The 16,901-nt window shown below is 47.4% G+C and carries 18 protein-coding genes; 16 read left to right on the top strand and 2 right to left on the bottom strand.

Annotation, left to right across the window (positions count from 1 at the left end):
- The first annotated feature begins 21 nt into the window (after positions 1-21).
- The 15 genes from ACNRUY_RS04655 (at position 22) to frdD (ending at position 14,737) form a co-directional block, all read left to right on the top strand.
- Positions 22-867 (top strand): hypothetical protein, encoded by an 846-nt coding sequence (locus ACNRUY_RS04655; protein ID WP_488110486.1) that lies wholly within the window; start codon positions 22-24, stop codon positions 865-867.
- Positions 868-885: 18 nt separating this feature from the next.
- Complete coding sequence (locus ACNRUY_RS04650) at positions 886-1,362, top strand: SycD/LcrH family type III secretion system chaperone (RefSeq protein ID WP_488110485.1); 477 nt, start codon at positions 886-888, stop codon at positions 1,360-1,362.
- Between the two features lie 15 nt (positions 1,363-1,377).
- Complete coding sequence (gene sctE, locus ACNRUY_RS04645; protein ID WP_488110484.1) at positions 1,378-2,949, top strand: type III secretion system translocon subunit SseC family protein; 1,572 nt, start codon at positions 1,378-1,380, stop codon at positions 2,947-2,949.
- 26 nt (positions 2,950-2,975) lie between these two features.
- Positions 2,976-4,487, top strand: a complete 1,512-nt coding sequence (locus ACNRUY_RS04640) for a hypothetical protein (RefSeq protein WP_488110483.1) — start codon at positions 2,976-2,978, stop codon at positions 4,485-4,487.
- A 70-nt stretch (positions 4,488-4,557) separates the two neighbouring features.
- Positions 4,558-6,135: a TyeA family type III secretion system gatekeeper subunit gene (locus tag ACNRUY_RS04635; protein WP_488110482.1), complete on the top strand. Its 1,578-nt coding sequence runs from the start codon at positions 4,558-4,560 to the stop codon at positions 6,133-6,135.
- Positions 6,136-6,151: 16 nt separating this feature from the next.
- Complete coding sequence (locus ACNRUY_RS04630; protein WP_488110481.1) at positions 6,152-6,523, top strand: hypothetical protein; 372 nt, start codon at positions 6,152-6,154, stop codon at positions 6,521-6,523.
- A gap of 110 nt (positions 6,524-6,633) precedes the next feature.
- Positions 6,634-7,065, top strand: coding sequence for an EscF/YscF/HrpA family type III secretion system needle major subunit (locus ACNRUY_RS04625; RefSeq protein WP_488110480.1), 432 nt, complete (start codon positions 6,634-6,636; stop codon positions 7,063-7,065).
- A 258-nt stretch (positions 7,066-7,323) separates the two neighbouring features.
- The gene (sctJ, locus tag ACNRUY_RS04620) at positions 7,324-8,133 is read left to right on the top strand and encodes a type III secretion system inner membrane ring lipoprotein SctJ (RefSeq protein ID WP_488110479.1); all 810 of its coding nucleotides are present in this window, start codon (positions 7,324-7,326) and stop codon (positions 8,131-8,133) included.
- An 88-nt stretch (positions 8,134-8,221) separates the two neighbouring features.
- Positions 8,222-8,872 (top strand): SctK family type III secretion system sorting platform protein, encoded by a 651-nt coding sequence (locus tag ACNRUY_RS04615; RefSeq protein ID WP_488110478.1) that lies wholly within the window; start codon positions 8,222-8,224, stop codon positions 8,870-8,872.
- Positions 8,851-9,507, top strand: coding sequence for an HrpE/YscL family type III secretion apparatus protein (locus ACNRUY_RS04610; RefSeq protein ID WP_488110477.1), 657 nt, complete (start codon positions 8,851-8,853; stop codon positions 9,505-9,507). Before ACNRUY_RS04615 ends, ACNRUY_RS04610 begins: the two co-directional genes overlap by 22 nt.
- Before the next feature lie 106 nt (positions 9,508-9,613).
- Entirely contained in the window at positions 9,614-10,831 is a 1,218-nt protein-coding gene (locus ACNRUY_RS04605) for an amino acid permease (protein WP_488110476.1), read from the top strand.
- A 615-nt stretch (positions 10,832-11,446) separates the two neighbouring features.
- Positions 11,447-13,222 carry a fumarate reductase (quinol) flavoprotein subunit gene (gene frdA, locus ACNRUY_RS04600; protein WP_488110475.1) on the top strand — a complete coding sequence of 592 codons (1,776 nt, stop codon included), beginning with the start codon at positions 11,447-11,449 and terminating at the stop codon, positions 13,220-13,222.
- Between the two features lie 11 nt (positions 13,223-13,233).
- On the top strand, positions 13,234-13,983 hold the full coding sequence (locus ACNRUY_RS04595) for a succinate dehydrogenase/fumarate reductase iron-sulfur subunit (RefSeq protein WP_488110474.1): 750 nt from the start codon (positions 13,234-13,236) through the stop codon (positions 13,981-13,983).
- On the top strand, positions 13,983-14,372 hold the full coding sequence (locus ACNRUY_RS04590) for a fumarate reductase subunit C (RefSeq protein WP_488110473.1): 390 nt from the start codon (positions 13,983-13,985) through the stop codon (positions 14,370-14,372). The genes ACNRUY_RS04595 and ACNRUY_RS04590 overlap by 1 nt, the downstream gene beginning before the upstream one ends.
- A gap of 14 nt (positions 14,373-14,386) precedes the next feature.
- On the top strand, positions 14,387-14,737 hold the full coding sequence (frdD, locus tag ACNRUY_RS04585; RefSeq protein WP_488110472.1) for a fumarate reductase subunit FrdD: 351 nt from the start codon (positions 14,387-14,389) through the stop codon (positions 14,735-14,737).
- Between the two features lie 61 nt (positions 14,738-14,798).
- Here the strand turns inward: frdD and ACNRUY_RS04580 are convergent, their stop codons facing one another.
- A complete protein-coding gene (locus tag ACNRUY_RS04580) occupies positions 14,799-15,479 on the bottom strand; it encodes a hypothetical protein (protein ID WP_488110471.1) in 681 nt (226 codons plus the stop codon).
- Positions 15,480-15,503: 24 nt separating this feature from the next.
- Positions 15,504-15,881 (bottom strand): hypothetical protein, encoded by a 378-nt coding sequence (locus ACNRUY_RS04575; protein WP_488110470.1) that lies wholly within the window; start codon positions 15,879-15,881, stop codon positions 15,504-15,506.
- Positions 15,882-15,979: 98 nt separating this feature from the next.
- Here ACNRUY_RS04575 and ACNRUY_RS04570 point away from each other — a divergent pair, with 98 nt between their 5' ends.
- Positions 15,980-16,675 (top strand): SDR family oxidoreductase, encoded by a 696-nt coding sequence (locus ACNRUY_RS04570; RefSeq protein WP_488110469.1) that lies wholly within the window; start codon positions 15,980-15,982, stop codon positions 16,673-16,675.
- Positions 16,676-16,901 lie beyond the last annotated feature (226 nt).

The raw sequence follows: 16,901 nt of genomic DNA, 5'->3' as shown, positions 1-16,901 counted from the left end.
ACGATGACAGGGAGTCATTGAATGGCAGATTCCACAATTGATACCAGCAATTCCGGTTCTCTAGGTTCCGGAGGCTCCAGTTATACGCTCTCCCTTAATGACAACCGAATAGCCTCTCTAAAGGCTGCTGGATACAGTGATGCTCAAATTGAAGCGCTACTGTCCCTGGCTGACCCTGATGATCAGGGTAACTCTCTTACACCTACTCATTTCTACTCCGTCAATAAGCAGACACTGAATAGTCTGCAATATACAGGTCAACTGGATCCAGCCGCTAAGCAGCTGGTCTATCTGCAGGCACCTATTTCAATGGTTCAGGAGGTCAGTAATCCTGCTAACTGGCAGGGAGATACCTATGTTGGCCCTGGAGCATCTTCGATCAATGCTTACCTTCTGGGTGAACCTGTTGATTTTACTAAACCAAGTCTTGATGCTCTGATTATGTCTGTTCTGACAGCCAGAGCCGATATTCTTCAGAATCAACTGGAAGAACAAATTGCTTCTATCAGTGAAAAAAACAAAAAGCTGGAAGCGGCGAATGCCATGTTGGCCAGGGCTAAGGATTTAAAAGCGGCAGCAGGAACGTCTGGTACTTCTACCATGCCTGGTGATATGGTCGATTTTTGGAATGGCATGGGTGCAAAGATGAGTACCAATGGTGGGGACAATGTTCATAACTCTGCAGAGTGGGATGTCAATATTGAAGGGTTGAAAGGTAAAATAGAGTCATTAACCAGTCAATCCCAGCTAGAAACAACGAAGTTGCAGCAAACAATTAATAAATACAACCAAACCTTCGAGATGTTGTCTAATTTTATAAATAAATATTACCAGTCGTTAAGTACAATCATTCAAAATCTGCGTTAACTCATGGAGGGGTCGCAAGTGAATAATGAAGAAACCAATCAGTATGAAGGTGAAGAACTCGAGGATATGTTGATCGAGTTTTTTGGAAAAGGCGGCACTTTTAAGGATATGAAGGACCTGAGTGATGATGCCATGGAGGCAATTTACTCAGTTGCTTACAACCTTTATCAGGGTGGTAAGTATGAAGAAGCCCAGAAGGTGTTTCAGTTTCTTTGTTTTTATGACCATTTTAATCGAAAGTATTTTATGGGGTTAGGTGCTTGCCAACAAATGCAGAAGCAATACGATAATGCTATAGAGATTTTTTCATTTGCCACAGTGCTCGATTCTGATGATCCGCGCCCAATGATATATATCGGAGACTGCCATCTGGCAAAGGGCGATAAAGAAAAGGCCAGACTGTCTTACGAGACCTCTATTGAGTGGGCTGGTGAGCAGAGTGAGTACGCAGAAGATCTTGAGCGTGCAAAAAGTATGCTGGATAACTTGAGTTAAGTCAGGAGTATTAACATGGCAGATATCTCTCAGGGTCCGTCACGCCCGGAACAGTTAAGTGTTGAAGCTCAATTTGCGAATAAAGCTGAAAAGGCCAGGCAAACTCAGCAGGAAAAGGTAGATCGTGGGTTTAGTCAGCAGAACAGCTACTCTTCAACGGATGGTGAGGTTGAGGAGCTGGGTTCAGGTCAGCAGCAGGCCTTGAAACCTCGTATGGATGCGCCGACAGAAGGCTCTGATAAGCCGACCATTGCAGTATATGATGAAATAGAGGGGGTATTTAAACATAAGGCTGGCACGGCTGAGATGAGCGATGAAAAAATGATGTCCGTCGTTGAGTCTCTCGGGCTGTCTGCGAAAGAGTTCAAAGAAAACCCCATGGCAAAAATGATTGGGTCAATGACAACCAATCGTGAGAAACTGCTTGCTCAGGGGTTTAGTGAGCAAACGATTGAGGGAATGCTTGTATTAGCAGACCCTAAAAATCCCCATAAAAATAATGGGCTGGAAAATATGCACTCATTTTCTGCCAGGCTGAATGGGGTAATGAATGGGGATCCTTCTTTAAATAATACATATCACTTGTTTTCTGATGTGTTTAATAAGGTCGCTAATATTACCAGTATTCCTAAAAGCCTTCAGAAAGATCTTCAAAAAGATTTGCAAGCATTTACTCTTCGGTTCCTTGGCGAAGGAAAAACCATTGACGTTGATGAAGCTACGATGATGCTGATGAGGATTCAAACTCAGCTTCAAGATAATCGAATCCAATTTGATCAGGAAAATATCAAAATTGGCCAGATTGCTAAAGAGCAAGCTTCAGAAAAACGGATGAATAAAATATTAGAATCTATTGAAAAAGCTAAGGAGGCTAAAAAATCTGGTCTCATTGGTAAGATTTTTGGCGGTATTGCTGTTGCCATTATGGCCATTGTTGCGGCAGTAATGGTCATTGGTGCTGTTTTTACTGGTGGTGCATCTGCCATTGCTGCAGCTGGCTTGATGGTCGCTGCAACAGCACTGGTAGTCATGATGATGGCTTCGGCTGAAACGGGTAACTGGATGATGAAGATATTCGGTGACAGTAAAGACGCCATGATTGGTGCCATGGTGTTCTGGTCTGCGGTTATTATTGCATTGTCATTGGGGTCTGCTGGTGCAGGGAGCGTTGCTGGTACCGGTGGAGCAGCTGCCAGTACCGCAAGTAGCACCGCAGCGAGCACTACAGCAACTGTCACGGCGACTGCCACTAACACAGCAGCTACAGCGGCAACGACAGCGGCTAGGGTTGCGTCAATTACTTCAAAGTTGGCAAAGGCTCTGCAGTTGGCTGGTGGCGCGTCTATGGTGGCGAGCGGCTCAGCAGAAGCGGTGAGTACCACTCAAACATATGAATCCGACCTGTTACGGGCAGATGCCAAGAAATTCCAGGCAGAGATGCTTCGTATTCAACAGATGATAGAAGACAATATCGAATCAATTCAAAAGGCCATTGATGAATTACAGCAAGGGTATCAAGTGATATCGAGCATTATGAAGGCCAATCACGAAACTAAAACGACCTTGTCACGTAATATGCGTGCCTGAGTTTCGTAAAAACAAGGAGGTAGAACATGGCACAAGTTGGTCAATCAGGTTCAACCGGTCAGGTAGCGTATAATGCTCCAACTGATGGAACTGGCAAGGCAAGAGCTAGCGAAAGAGTTGCTGCAGGGGATCTTGAAGGTGAAAACATTCGTTTTTCAGGAAGAGAAGCAACTAGTAACGCTTTAAGAGGTCAGCAACCCTCAGGCCCCAATCTGGATCCTCCGGGAGATCTTGCTCCCACCCAGATGGAGTCGGCCAGCGCGCAAATGGGGGAGCTGGGAGAATTAACGGATCTTGCCATGGCGAATTCTAAAGTGCTATTGCAAAATATTGTTAAAGGCTCGCTTACCCCTGCCCAGGCAGCCAAACTTCAACAATACGCATCTTCGCTTTCAGGAATTGCGGATTATGTTGGTGCACTGCAAGGTAATGGAGCGAACTCTTTGCAGGGCAAGCGAAGTGTTCTTGCAGGGATGGGATTTAACGCCTCGCAGCTGGATGCACTTTTATCACTTGCTAACCCTGATGATGCTGGCAACTCACTGGCATCACTGCATGGTGGGCAGACAGCGTTGCAGGAGAAAAAGAGTGCTTTAAGTTCATTAGGTTTCAGTGACAGTCAGATTGATGCTTTGCTTTCACTGGCAAACCCTGATGAAGATGGCAGTGGACTGGCTTCATTGCATCAGGCTGGGAGTAATCCAAAAGCAGCCCTGGAGGCTCTGGGCTTTAAAGGGGGACAGGCTGAGCGTTTATTAGCCATGCTCAATGGGCAAGGAACCCCGGGCAGCAGTGAGCAACGCCAGTTACTGGCCCAGATGGGTTTCAGTGAGGCTGAAATTGATGTGCTTTTGTCGGCGGGTGACCCCGATATGCTAAGCCAACAACAGTCAGTAATGAGATCTAATGACCAGCAGACTGCATCCTACTTGAAAGGGGTTTCAATGGGGTACAACCTGCTTTCAGCAGGAAATATATTTGATGACGCTATTCTGGAACAGTTAGTGGATATTTTTGCTGTGATGGAATTACTGCATGATGCGAGTGTTAACCAAAGGCGTGCATCACGGGAGTTTAGGGCCATTGAGTATGATGCTGCGAAAAATGAAATACTGAATCAGGCCGCAGAAATGAAAGAGGCGGCATTGAGTAATGCTATTGCCGGCTGGGTTGGTGCTGGAACCAAGATTGCTGGTGGTTTGGTCCAGGGGGGGATGGCCTTCAGGACTCCTCCTGCAGGGATGAACCAGAATCAGCAAGCGGCCTGGACTCAACAGACAACGATGAGGGGGCAGGCATTCTCACAGCTGATTATGGCAGGTGGTGATGCGGTTAAAGCAGGTTTTGAATATAAGGGAGCTATGCACAGCGCTAAAGCAAAGGAACATGAAGCATTCCAGAAAACTCATGACAATGCTGCCCAGAGTGAAACAGAGTTCATGAACTTGCATCAGGATATGGTTAAAACCGTCCAAAGTAAAATGGACGAAATTATTCGATCCTGGTTCGAAACTTTGAAATCAACTACACGCGGTTAATAACAGTCATAAGTTCGTTCAATAAGCCAACCAGCCAACCTGGTTGGCTCTTTTATGAGAGAGAGGTGCCATGGCTTCCGGAGTTGGTGGTATTCAACAGTTTACCGCTCCAAGTTTGGAAAATACTGTTGCCAGTCAGGCTGCCGGAGCAAAAGCAGGGCAGATGGCCGGTGAGCAGGTAAAGGTATCCGTCAATACATCCTCGCCTCTTGCTAAAGCAGCCGATATTGCAGAAGAAATTTCTCAGGCAAGAAGTCAATTTAAAAATCATTTAAAAGATCGAAAACTGTCGAAAGGGGATTCTCGAGCCCAGAAAATCCTTGATCAAATTCGTAAGATTCAATCGATAGAAAAAATCCAGGGCATTGATGAGTTTAAAGGTAAGTTTGGGACAAGTGCCAATCTTAATCGGAAAGGTCTAAGGGAAGAAGCTCAGAAATTTTCTGATGATGTATTTCATCAGTTCGTGGCTCTCCATGAAGCGGCAGTAGAGTATGAGGCAGAGAATGGTCCTGGTTCTGCCAGCGAGTTTTATGGGGCTATCGATGATATCCGCGCTGAAGAGAAAAATGAACAGGCGATACAGATTGGGAAGAACTTAACGGAAGAGGCTGCCAGGCAATCGGAAGAAACAGGCCTGTTCAGTATTTCTGAAGCCAGGAAAGAATATTTTGACCATGTCAGAGATCATAAATCACTGGAAGCCACCTACGATGACCTGAATAGTCGTCATGGTGCAGAAAATTTTGAAACGGCGCTTAAAGTACAGTTGAAATTACTTGCTACTGATTTGGCGTGTCTTGATCCATCAGCTCCTCCTGAAAGGCTGCAGGCAATCATTCAAGACTTATCTAAATTGAAAGTTCTCGTCGGGCTTCACGATGGTTGTATAGAAACAGAGGAGCAAATACAAAGATTGTACCCAGATCTTGGTGTTAAAGAGCAAGTGTTAATGAAGAAAATGCTTAACTTGCTTGAAAAACAATGGATAACTGAGAGTGATTTCGAAAGGATGCCTGATGAAATTAATGTGACTGAGCTTGAGGCCCAGATTTTTACCATGACCAAGATTGTTGGTCTGGTTCGAATGCTGCCAGAAGAGATTTTTTCAAACCTGGATACTAAATTGAATATGCAATCAGCAGCATCGGATACTTTGGATAATCTGATTATGCAGGAGTCTGGCGAAGATACTGAAATGGTTGAAGATGAAAGCTACGGTGTTCTTGGTGATGGTCTGCTTGGAGAAATTACAACTTCCCTCGGACCTGATTTTAAGGGGGGAGGCGAGGCTGATAGTCTAATGCCGACACTGGGGACTTCTCAGAACAATAACAACACTCAAAAAGAAGCCCCGCCGAGAGGGACTGCTGACTTTATAGTGGCCAAAATTACCGGACAGATTGAAGGCATGCAGTACAATGATCCAGGTGAAGTTATGTCAGATGTTATGAAGCTTGCTGGTCAGCCGTCGCAGCTGAGAAAGTTGCTGGATCAGCTTGATCAGGCAGTGGGCAATGGCGTGAAAATCAATGTGATTGATGGGGCTGAGCAGAAGTTCAGGGATGAGCTGGTGGCACTCATTAATAATAACAAACCTGGCCCTATGGATTCTGACTCCAGAATGGGAATTCAGGTAAAAAACTAAGACTTTGGAGATTGGTATGGACTGGCGCAGCGATGTTCTCTCTGAAATAGGCCTTGGAATGGGAGTGGAGGGTGTCGACTTTTCAGGCACAGGTGTGGTCAGCTTTGAGTTCGAGCGCAGAGGGACACTCTACATGGAGTTGCAGGAAACAGGTATTCTGATGTATCTAATCCGGCCAGTTTCACAGTTTGAAATCCTTCCAGTGCTTGAAAGGGCGTTGATCGCCTGTCATTACACAAAAAGCCTGCGCTTTCCATTGCAGGTTGGACTTCAGGATGATGATCAGTTATTTATTAGCCTGTTTGTCGCGAATGAAGGGTTTAATCGAAGTGAAGCGGAAGGGGCGATACAACAGCTAACCGAAAAATTTGACGAAATCGATGCATGATAAGACCAAGTAGAGTCGTATCCTGCCCATAGAGCCCATTTCAATAGGCTAACCTTATGGTAAAAAGAGGCGTTTTTTGTACCTCGAACTCTGATAATTGAGGACAAATTATGGCGGACAACATCGGTAAGGCAGGTGAAGCGCTTGAGAAAGCCCTTGATAAATCCCAAGACGGTGGTTTCTCAAAATCAGACCAGCCTGAAGAGGGCGATGCAGGCAGGTTTGCAGAGCTTCTTTCCAGTGCCCCTTCAAAGGAGGTCGGCCAGGCGGGTCAACAGCCTTCAACGTCAGTTCAGGATACCCAGGTTCCTGCTTTTACTCTGGGTGATAAGGTGCTTCAGGGGATGCAGGGGTTAAAATCTCATGTAGAGCAGAAAGCGGACCTGGTAAAGTTGCATATGGCTCCTGGTGATGCGATGGGAATGAAAGATATGTTTCAAACCCAGATGGCAATGACTAACCTTATGATAACTGAAGATTATATTGGTAAAATTGTCAGTAAAAGCACCCAAACATTTGATACCTTACTTAGAAACCAGTAGCCTTGGTTTGCTCAAGGCTACAATGATCCTTTCTTCTGCCCTTCTGTCTGTTTGCGGCCACTGAGTGGCCGATCTTGATTTCAGCTTTGTATCTATAACATTGAAAATGATTGTATTTTTGGCCGCAAAGAGGCCATAGAAAACTGTATATATTCCTTTGCATTAATATTTTCTGCTGGGCGATATCATTTTTTTTCAGCTTTGGTCGTTAAGAAGGGTTGAGAAGACAATTTTAACGTCCAACAGGGTTGCCTTGTTATGAAGCAGGGGTTAGTCCAGGTTTTCAGATATGCATTACTAATAGTGCTTGCAGTCTTGCTGTCAGGGTGCAAGGTGGAGCTGTATTCGGGGCTGAGCGAGAAAGAAGGGAATGAAATGCTCGCAATCCTCCTGGATAGTGAGATCTCCAGTGAAAAACTGATGGATAAGGATAAAATGGTCACCTTGATGGTTGATGGAGATGATGTATCCAGATCTATCAAGTTGCTCAGGAGCTATGGTTACCCTAAGGAAAAATACTCTTCCATCGGTGATATTTTCCCCAAAGACGGTCTGATTTCTTCACCCACCGAAGAGAGGGCTCGTTACACCTATTCTATGTCTCAGGAGCTGTCATCCACACTCTCCATGATTGATGGAGTGATCACTGCTCGTGTTCATGTAGTCTTACCCCAGGAGCAGGATAGTCTTACGGATGTCAATTATCCGTCGTCGGCCTCTGTTTTTATAAAATATACGCCGGAGTTGGAGTTGGCTGGTCTGATTCCCAAAGTTAAAACTCTGGTCGCGAACAGCATTGAAGGGCTCTCTCTTGAGAAAATTACGGTGTCCCTTTTTCCTGCAACCCGCTTGAACAGTGAAGTCCTGACCAAGCCTGAACCCGATTCAATTTTATTCATCAAGGTGAATTCCGGGTCTTCATGGCTCCTGAAATTTGTTGTGTATTCTATGTTGTTTATTCTGATGGCCGCTCTGGGTGGTTGTGGTTTTCTTTATTGGACACTTGAGCAAAAAAAGAAGAAAAAGAAAAGAAAGAAAAAAAGTGATGCTGCGAAACCCGAGTCGTGATGAGAAGAATGTAGTTATTGATAGTTAATTGCAGGTCTGTGTGGCTATGGATGATGCTCAAATGTTTCAAAAGAGTAATGGGGTTAGCTTGTTTGATCTTATTACAGAGTTTAACTTCTATCCCGTTCGCTATATACACTTGAGCTGGCTTAAGCGAGATGAGCACTTTCGCCTTATTGGTCGCCTTAAATCAAGCGCTACCACCCAATTCAATCTGTCGTCGTATTTATTGGAACGTTATAAGGTGGACGGTGTATTTGATTTTGACTTTCGTCGCCTTGAAAAGCGAGTGGTGTTTGCCTCGGCAGAAGAGATTGAGAAACTGGCCTTTTATTTAGGGCTTGTTTTAAATGAAAATGTTATTCGGTCGGTTGTTCGCAAAGATGAACGAATAGCTCTAAAAAAATGCCTGGGAGAATCCGCTTTTCAGTTTGCGGTCAAAAAAGCACAGTTTATCAGTCGAGCCTCCGTCAGCACCGGTCCAAGTCTTCTGATTGACTGGAATCATCTTGACCGTTTCAGAATGTTTTTGAAAACATCTGGTTTTCAAGTGATAGCAACCGCTTTTCGTGATGCGCCGGTTGGGTTTCGAAAACGACTTGCACTGAAGATGCCCCAAGGGCTGCAGAAAATCCTCAATGATACTGGATCAATCACCATGGATGGCTCTCAATGTGCCCGGCTGGTGATTAAAACCCACAGGGAGGTTAACCGGCAATGGCGACACCTGTTATCCTGAATAGCAGAAAACTGGAAATAGACCCCAGTTGTAAGGTTTTGAAGTCAGATGATTACAGGGTTTATCTGGAAGCACGTGATGTCCTTAATGAGGCTAAACAACAGGCGTCTGAGATTGTTGATCGCTCGAAAGAAGCCTTTCAGCAGGAAAAGGAGCGGGGTTATCAGGATGGCCTGGATGAGAGTAAGGCTGAGCAGGCTGAACAAATGCTGGCGGTGGTTAGCCGGACGATTCAGTATTTATCGGATGTTGAACATGTTCTGGCCGATATTTTATTGTCTGGTGTTAAAAAAATAATTGGTGAGTTCGACCAGGAGCAGCTGGCAGTCAGCCTTGTGAAAAATGCCCTTCAGCATGTTCGTAATGAGAAACAGGTGACCATCAGAGTGCCTCCGAGCCAGCATAACATGGTCAAATCAAGGTTGAATGATATTCTGGCTGATTATAAAGGTGTTGGTTTTGTAGACCTTGTGGCGGATCCCAGGCTTTCCACCGGGGACTGCATTATGGAGAGTGAGATAGGCGTTGTTGATGCCAGTGTTGATGTTCAGTTGGAGGCTTTGCATAAGCACTTTGCGCAGCTGAAACCGCCTGCTGCACTTGTTGAGGGGGCCGACCCTCTGGATAACTTATAAAACGCTTTAGTATAAAGCTGGCCAATTGAGCCCTTCATTAGCAGGCATATTCCCATATTTGCCCTATCTTTATTGCTTAAATTCATAACAGCAGTGGTGATCAAGCATGCCTGAACCTGTGGTTGGCAGTTCCAGATTAATTGGAAGCACCCTTATTCTGGCGGGTACTGCCATTGGTGCTGGTATGTTGGCGCTGCCCCTGGTTTCGGCAAGTGTTGGCCTTTTGCCCATGCTGCTTGTTTTTCTTGTAACCGCTTTTTTTTCTGCGGGGGCTGCGCTGCTGACCCTTGAAGTGAACCTGGCTGTTGAGCCAGGTTGTAACCTGTATGTCATGGCCAGTCGTACCTTAGGCAGGCTGGGAAGAGTACTGGCCACTGTCACCCCGTTATGCTTGTTTTATTCGTTAATGGCAGCTTATCTTTCTGGGGGGGGGGCGCTTCTCTCCCGCTACATTCAGGAGCTGGCTCCAACTGTTCCTACTGAGCTGTGTGTGCTGTTATTTTCTCTGATGGCGGCTATCTTTGTGTACTGGAGTACTTCTGCCGTTGACTGGGTGAATCGAATTTTCTTCGGATTAATGATCGTAGCTTTTGTATCTGTGCTGGCAGCTCTCGCTCCATCGGTTCGTTATGAACGGGTACTGGATATACAGGGGGTTGGGGGGCTGACGCTATTGGGGGTGTTACCGGTTGTATTCACCTCTTTTGGCTATCATGGCAGCATTCCCAGCATCATTCTTTATCAGAAAGCGCAACTTCACCAGAGCGGGCGGCTGCGGAACCTGTCCCTTGTTTTTATAATGGCTACCCTGATTCCTCTCATAGTGTATGCTTCCTGGCTCATCGTGGTTCACGGTGTTTTAGTCGAATCAAGGCTGCTGGATATCAGCCGTTCCCCGGAATCTCTGTCGGGTTTAATTGGCGAACTTAGCAAAGACAGTAAAGGCAGTGTTCCGCTTCATCTATTTTCAGATCTTGCTCTTCTGACTTCTGTATTAGGGGTGGCCCTCGGGCTCTTTGACTATCTTGCTGGATTATTCCGAAGAGGTAATGACCGTTTGCAACGGTTTCAGACTGTTTGCATCACGTTTGGCCCTCCAGTTGTTTTTGCCACCCTGTTTCCTGGTGGATTTGTTAAGGCCCTTGGATACGCTGCTGTAGCCCTGTCCATACTGGCTGTTCTGCTGCCGTCAGTCATGGTTTGTGTTCTCAGAAAACGTTCTGCCAGTGAAAGGAGGTATCAGGCTCCTGGAGGTTTGTGGATGGTGTACTCTTGCCTTTTTTTTGGTTGCATTGTTGTGTTGGCACAGCTGATAACGGCCTGATGGTTTGCGAAGCCGTGTATTTACTCTCTGCAATTTGTGCCGGGGTAGCTTAGAAATTCAGAAGCTGATTTTGATTGAAATAAATGGGAGTGATTATCATTTCTAGAGGCTCTCGCGGTGAGGGCAGTGAGTGATCTGCGTTAAATACCCATGGAGAAGGGGAAATTATGAATTGACTACTTTTGCGGCAATTACTACATTCACTACCAAAATTCTTCGTGTGCAGCCGTTGATTACCTAAATACTGGAAGTTTGCCGAACTTGCCTACGTTTCATCACTTTTTAATCCCAACTCCCTGAGCTTTATCTCCTGAAAAAGGGGGGGGGAGTCCGCAGGGATAAGCTTTTCCAGAAAAGGAAAGAGCAGGGCTTCCAGTCTGTTTTACTCAGGAATAACTGGATCTGGAGTGGGTGTGACGGTTTAGCATGTTTGGCCCATACTTGCGGTGAAACCTGTTAGGTTTTGTTTTAAATCAATTCTTATCCGGGGCCTGGTTCTATAAACTGCTGCGCAAATTTATTAACGATTTCAAGCACTATTCAATTGACCCGTCCCACTGCCAGAGGCCTGTCCATCTGAGCTCTGCAGTGAGGACAAGCAATAGAGGTTGGCATATGCAGGTCATAAAGGCCGATGTAGCAATCGTAGGCGCCGGGGGCGCCGGTTTGCGTGCAGCGATCGCCGTGGCAGAAAAGGACCCGAATCTAAAGGTGGCCCTTATCTCAAAGGTCTACCCTATGCGGAGCCACACAGTGGCTGCGGAAGGTGGGTCTGCCGGGGTGGTTCAGGATCATGACTCTCTGGAGAACCACTTTGTGGATACCGTAGCCGGTGGCGACTGGCTGTGTGACCAGGATGTTGTGGACTACTTTGTCTCACACTCTACAGAAGAGATGATCCGCCTTGAGCACTGGGGGTGCCCATGGACCCGGAAACCCGATGGTGATGTGAATGTTCGTGCCTTTGGGGGCATGAAAATCGAGCGCACCTGGTTTGCCGCGGATAAGTCTGGCTTCCACATGCTCCATACCCTTTTTCAGACATCTACTAAATACCCTTCCATTAAGCGGTACGACGAATTTTTTGCCACCGACCTGATTATGGAAGATGGTCGCGCGCAGGGTGTCGTGGCGATTGAAGTGAAGACCGGTGAGCCCAAAGTGTTCCTGGCCAAGTCAGTGATATTTGCCACTGGTGGCTCTGGACGTGTGTTCCGCTTTAACACCAATGGCGCCATTGTTACAGGCGATGGCCATGCCATGGCGTTGAGGGCAGGTGCTCCTCTTCGGGATATGGAGTTTGTTCAGTATCACCCCACCGGCCTGCCCGGCTCAGGGGTTTTGATGACCGAAGGCTGTCGTGGTGAAGGCGGTATTCTGCTGAACAAAGACGGTTACCGTTATCTGCAGGATTATGGTCTGGGACCGGAAACACCGGTTGGGCAGCCCAAAAACAAATACATGGAACTGGGGCCCCGGGATAAGTTGTCCCAGGCCTTCTGGCAGGAGCAGCGCAAAGGGCGCACCATTGAGACCCCGCTTGGGGACGCCGTGCATCTCGACCTGCGTCACCTCGGTGAGAAGAAACTGATGGAGCGTCTGCCACTGATCTGTTCTCTGGCGAAAAACTACCTGGGTGTGGACCCCGTCCACCAGCCCGTTCCTGTACGCCCGGCTGTTCACTACACCATGGGCGGTATCAGGACCGACATTCACTGTGCCAGTGATCTTAATGGTCTGTTTGCTGCCGGTGAGTGTGCCAGTGTTGGGATGCACGGTGCCAACCGTCTGGGTTCTAACTCCCTGGCGGAGACCGTGGTATTTGGTAAGGTTGCCGGTGAAAGTGCGGCTGACTTTGCCAGCCAGAATGAGCTGTCTGACGAAAGCAAACTGCTGGATCAGGCCCGTGCCCACCTGGCCAGTATTGAGAGCCTGAGAAATGCCAATGGCACGGAGAAAGCTTCCCACCTCCGTCACGAAATGGTGAAAACCATGGAGCGCTGTTTCGGTATTTACCGGATTGGTGAAGAGATGCAGGAAGGCCTGGACAAGATTTCTGAGCTGCGTGAGCGTTTCAGAAACGTCAAGGTAGAAGACAAGAGCAAGGTGTTTAACACTGAACTGTTGCAGGCCTTTGAGCTGCAGAGTTCACTGATGGTTGCAGAATGTATGGCCATTGGTGGCGTTGAGCGTAAAGAGTCCCGGGGTGCTCACCAGCGTATTGATGGCTTTGAAGCCCGTGATGATGTCAATTATCTCAAGCACTCTGTGACTTACCTCAATGGTGATGCCCAGCCTCGTCTGGAGTACGAGGATGTCAACGTAACTCGCTTCCAGCCTGAAGAGCGCGTATATGGCGCTGCCGCTGAGAAGAAGAGCGAAGAGAAGTAAGGAGGCCGCCCATGAGTGATAAAACCATAACCATCGAGATTCTCCGCTACAATCCGGAAACCGATGAGAAGCCTTCTTACGGCACATTTACCATTCCCTATGTTGAAGACTGGTCCATGCTGGATGCGCTGGAGCACATCAAGGATGAACTGGATTCCACCCTGGCCTACCGCTGGTCCTGCCGTATGGCGGTCTGCGGTAGCTGCGGCATGGTCATCAACGGGACACCAAAGCTCGGATGTGAAACCTTTCTGAGGGACTACTATCCCAACAGTATCAAGGTTGAGCCTCTGGCCAACTTCCCCATTGAGCGCGACCTGGTTGTGGACTCCGCTGACTTCATTGAAAAACTGGAGTCGGTTAAGCCCTACATCATCAATGCCATGGAAAAGCCGGTTGAAGAAGGTGTGAATAAGCAGACTCCAGAACAGCTGGGTCTCTACAAGCAGTTCTCCATGTGCATTAACTGCATGCTCTGCTACTCAGCCTGTCCGCAGATGGGGATTAACCCATTGTTTACCGGCCCTGCGGTCATCGCTCTGGGGCATCGCTACAACCTCGACAACCGTGATGACGGTTATGAGCAGAGAACTGAAGTTATTCAGGGTAAGAATGGCGTCTGGTCCTGTACCTTTGTGGGATACTGCTCGGAAGTTTGCCCCAAGAACGTCGATCCAGCTGCAGCCATTAACCAGAACAAGCTGCAGGGATCCCAGGATTGGGCTCTGTCTTTTCTGATGCCACGCAAAGGAGCTAAGTGATGAGTCGTCGTCCTTACGTGCGTCCTATGAAGCGCACCTGGTTCATGGATCACCCGTTCTATCGTAACTATATGGTGCGTGAGTCATCCTGTGTGTTTGATGGCTTGTACGCGATTAACCTGTTTATCGGTCTGGTACAGCTGGTTAAAGGCCCGGATGCCTGGCAGGGCTGGCTGGATTTTCAGGCCAACCCCCTGATGATTCTGTTCACAGTCGTGACTCTGGGTCTGACCCTTTATCATGCGGTGACTTATTTCGATATGACGCCCCGGGTGCTGCCTCAACAGATCCGAAAGCTGGTGGCGGATAACGTGGTTAACAAACTGATGTATGTTGGCCTGGTGGTTGTGTCTGCTGTCATTTTGGCGGCTGCTACCATGGGACTCTGAGAGAGGGAATAAACATGAGTAACAAGCGGCATATTGAACCTCTGTTATGGAGCCTGTTCGGTGCAGGTGGTACGACCATCGCCTTTTTCTTTCCTGCGATCATCTTCATCGTGGGATTGGGAGTGCCAATGGGGATTATTCCTGCGGAAGCCCTCTCCTATGAACGGATGTCCTCTTTCTTTCTTGAAAGCTGGATTGGCAGGCTTGCCCTGATGGTTGCCCTGGTACCTTCCTACTGGGCTTGTATTCACAGGATCTACCATGGCTCCCATGACCTTGGTTTCCATCCCGGGGTAGGCATCAAGGTGGCCTGCTATGGGGGAACTCTGGTGTTGAGTGTGGCTACGATTCTTTTATTGATCTGATTGCTAATCATTTTTAGTTTGATGACAAAGGGCCTTTAATCAGGCCCTTTTTTACAGCGAACTACTGGATCAATGAGGTTAGCTCTTCGTTAAGCTGTGTAATGACTTTTTCCAGATGCTCTGCCATCTTGAGTGAGGCTTCCTCTTCGAGCGATGCCTTTTCAATCCCGGTATCAGGTATACCATCAAGAAACTCATCGACGGTTGTTCGGGCTACTGTTTTGATGGGGTTGTCCGGTGCAAGAGGGTTGTCGCCCAGAATACGGTTAATGGTTTCGTAGCGAACAAAAGCGTTGTCTTCACTTTCATTCGTCAGTGCAGGGGCCGTCAGAATAGGCGCTTTTTCCCTGATGAAGCAGGTACTGAAATGGTGTTCGATGGAAGGGTAAAGCTCATTGGGAATGCCCGTTGTGTCATCAAGTTCACTAAGCAGCTGCTTGAATGCTGTAAGGTCTGTTGCGTAATTACCAAAGGCGGTTTCAGCGGCTTGCCACTTTTTTTCTAAAATCAGCCGCTGGACTATGTGAAGCTCCTCTGACGTAAATCCACGAGAGGGGCGGGAAGTAGAAACCGTTCTGCTAACCGGACTTGCCTGTGAAGGTGCTCTGTCTAAAACAGGCTGACCCGCTTTTTCTGCTCTTTTTACTGCTCTGCCATTGTGTAATACACCGGTTTTTTCGGATAAGTTATCATGAGGCAAGGGGGTGGATGATGGGGGGGTGCCGTTGATTTTGGAGGACATTTTTCCTTTCCCTGGAAATGTTGGTTAATAGTTATCTGAGATCAAACGATCCAGATCGACCTGGTTGCCAGTGCCAAGCACTGAATGTATCTCCGTCAGGATTTCAAGTGCGAGGGTGGCGTGTAAGTGTCCCTTATCACAAAGGGGATCGGACAGGCTGTCAGAAACAAGGTGATGCTCCTTCAGCCACTCATTGATCTTTTGGGGCAGATTATAATAAACATCACGCCTCATTATGAAATGCGTATTATGGTAACCCATCTCGCCACTTAATTGCAGATCGACCTCCAGGGCTTTCTCGGCATTTGAACGGTCAATATGGTAGTTAATACACAGCTGGGCTACCACATGACCATCATGAAGGCTGTTGATAGAGGCTTTTCTGCTGTGTTGGATGCCCATGGCCGACCTCCTGAGCTGATCGGTTTCCCTGGAAAAAATTGGCATATCTTTGATAATAGCTTTTTTTAGACTACGACTCGGTATTCAGGAGCGTGGACATGCAGAGAAAAATTGTTGTAACAGGGGCAAGCCGAGGGCTGGGGCTAGAGTTCTGTCGTCAATATCTGGCGGCGGGGGAGAAGGTCTTCGGTTGTTGCCGTAGCCCGGAGTCTTCCCTGGAGTTGCTCGAGCTCAAAAAGCAGTCCGGTGATCTGCTTGAACTGATCCCACTGGATATTACTCAACCGGCCATGGTGAATAATCTTCGCCATGTTATTGACGGTCCTATTGATATTCTGATTAACAACGCTGGGATCTATGGGCCTAAAGGGCTGGCTTTTGATGAAGTTCAGGCTGATCCATGGTTGGAGGTGCTCAGGGTAGATACCATTGCCCCGTTAATGGTGGTTCAGGCGCTGGTGGATCAGGTATCTCAGAGTAAAGAAAAAAAGATCATTTTAATGTCCAGCAAAATGGGCAGTATTGAGGATAACCAGAAGGGGGGCAGTTACCTCTATCGGTCGGCCAAGGCTGCCTTGAATGCGGTGGGTAAAAGCCTTGCCGTTGATCTTGCCGATAAGGGCATCAGTGTGGGGATTGTGCACCCTGGCTGGGTACAGACGGATATGGGAGGGGCTCAGGCATTAATCGATGCACAGACTTCCATAAAAGGTCTTCGCAGGGTTATAGAGCAGTTATCACCGGCAACCAGTGGTCATTTTGTCAATTATGATGGGACAGCCATTCCCTGGTGACAGTTTGGTTCCAGCCATGTCCGGGCGCTTTTATCGCTCTATCAAGGGTTTACGATTGAGAAGGGAGGTTTTTTGCAGAGAGGCATTGAAGCCATAAGGTGTAGTAGTTCAGACCTGATCTGACAGTCACCGATTTTTCAGAGGGTGTCTGTCAGGTCAAATTCAGGCTACAAATTTTTCCTTCCAGATCTCTTTGCCATCTATCAGAGTTTCCATTGGCGTTCTT

It is taken from the genome of Endozoicomonas sp. Z74 (genome assembly GCF_057680865.1).
Note: the sequence above shows the minus strand (reverse complement) of the source record. Positions and strands in the feature narration are given on the sequence as shown.

Bases quoted from the DNA above. Each gene is read 5' to 3' on its own strand.
- frdD (WP_488110472.1), top strand. From the start codon at position 14,387: ATGAGTAACAAGCGGCATATTGAACCTCTGTTATGGAGCCTGTTCGGT.
- ACNRUY_RS04625 (WP_488110480.1), top strand. From the start codon at position 6,634: ATGGCGGACAACATCGGTAAGGCAGGTGAAGCGCTTGAGAAAGCCCTT.
- ACNRUY_RS04580 (WP_488110471.1), bottom strand. From the start codon at position 15,479: ATGTCCTCCAAAATCAACGGCACCCCCCCATCATCCACCCCCTTGCCT.
- sctE (WP_488110484.1), top strand. From the start codon at position 1,378: ATGGCAGATATCTCTCAGGGTCCGTCACGCCCGGAACAGTTAAGTGTT.
- ACNRUY_RS04570 (WP_488110469.1), top strand. From the start codon at position 15,980: ATGCAGAGAAAAATTGTTGTAACAGGGGCAAGCCGAGGGCTGGGGCTA.
- ACNRUY_RS04610 (WP_488110477.1), top strand. From the start codon at position 8,851: ATGGCGACACCTGTTATCCTGAATAGCAGAAAACTGGAAATAGACCCC.
- ACNRUY_RS04575 (WP_488110470.1), bottom strand. From the start codon at position 15,881: ATGGGCATCCAACACAGCAGAAAAGCCTCTATCAACAGCCTTCATGAT.
- ACNRUY_RS04605 (WP_488110476.1), top strand. From the start codon at position 9,614: ATGCCTGAACCTGTGGTTGGCAGTTCCAGATTAATTGGAAGCACCCTT.
- ACNRUY_RS04595 (WP_488110474.1), top strand. From the start codon at position 13,234: ATGAGTGATAAAACCATAACCATCGAGATTCTCCGCTACAATCCGGAA.
- frdA (WP_488110475.1), top strand. From the start codon at position 11,447: ATGCAGGTCATAAAGGCCGATGTAGCAATCGTAGGCGCCGGGGGCGCC.
- ACNRUY_RS04590 (WP_488110473.1), top strand. From the start codon at position 13,983: ATGAGTCGTCGTCCTTACGTGCGTCCTATGAAGCGCACCTGGTTCATG.
- ACNRUY_RS04635 (WP_488110482.1), top strand. From the start codon at position 4,558: ATGGCTTCCGGAGTTGGTGGTATTCAACAGTTTACCGCTCCAAGTTTG.
- ACNRUY_RS04640 (WP_488110483.1), top strand. From the start codon at position 2,976: ATGGCACAAGTTGGTCAATCAGGTTCAACCGGTCAGGTAGCGTATAAT.
- ACNRUY_RS04655 (WP_488110486.1), top strand. From the start codon at position 22: ATGGCAGATTCCACAATTGATACCAGCAATTCCGGTTCTCTAGGTTCC.
- ACNRUY_RS04630 (WP_488110481.1), top strand. From the start codon at position 6,152: ATGGACTGGCGCAGCGATGTTCTCTCTGAAATAGGCCTTGGAATGGGA.
- sctJ (WP_488110479.1), top strand. From the start codon at position 7,324: ATGAAGCAGGGGTTAGTCCAGGTTTTCAGATATGCATTACTAATAGTG.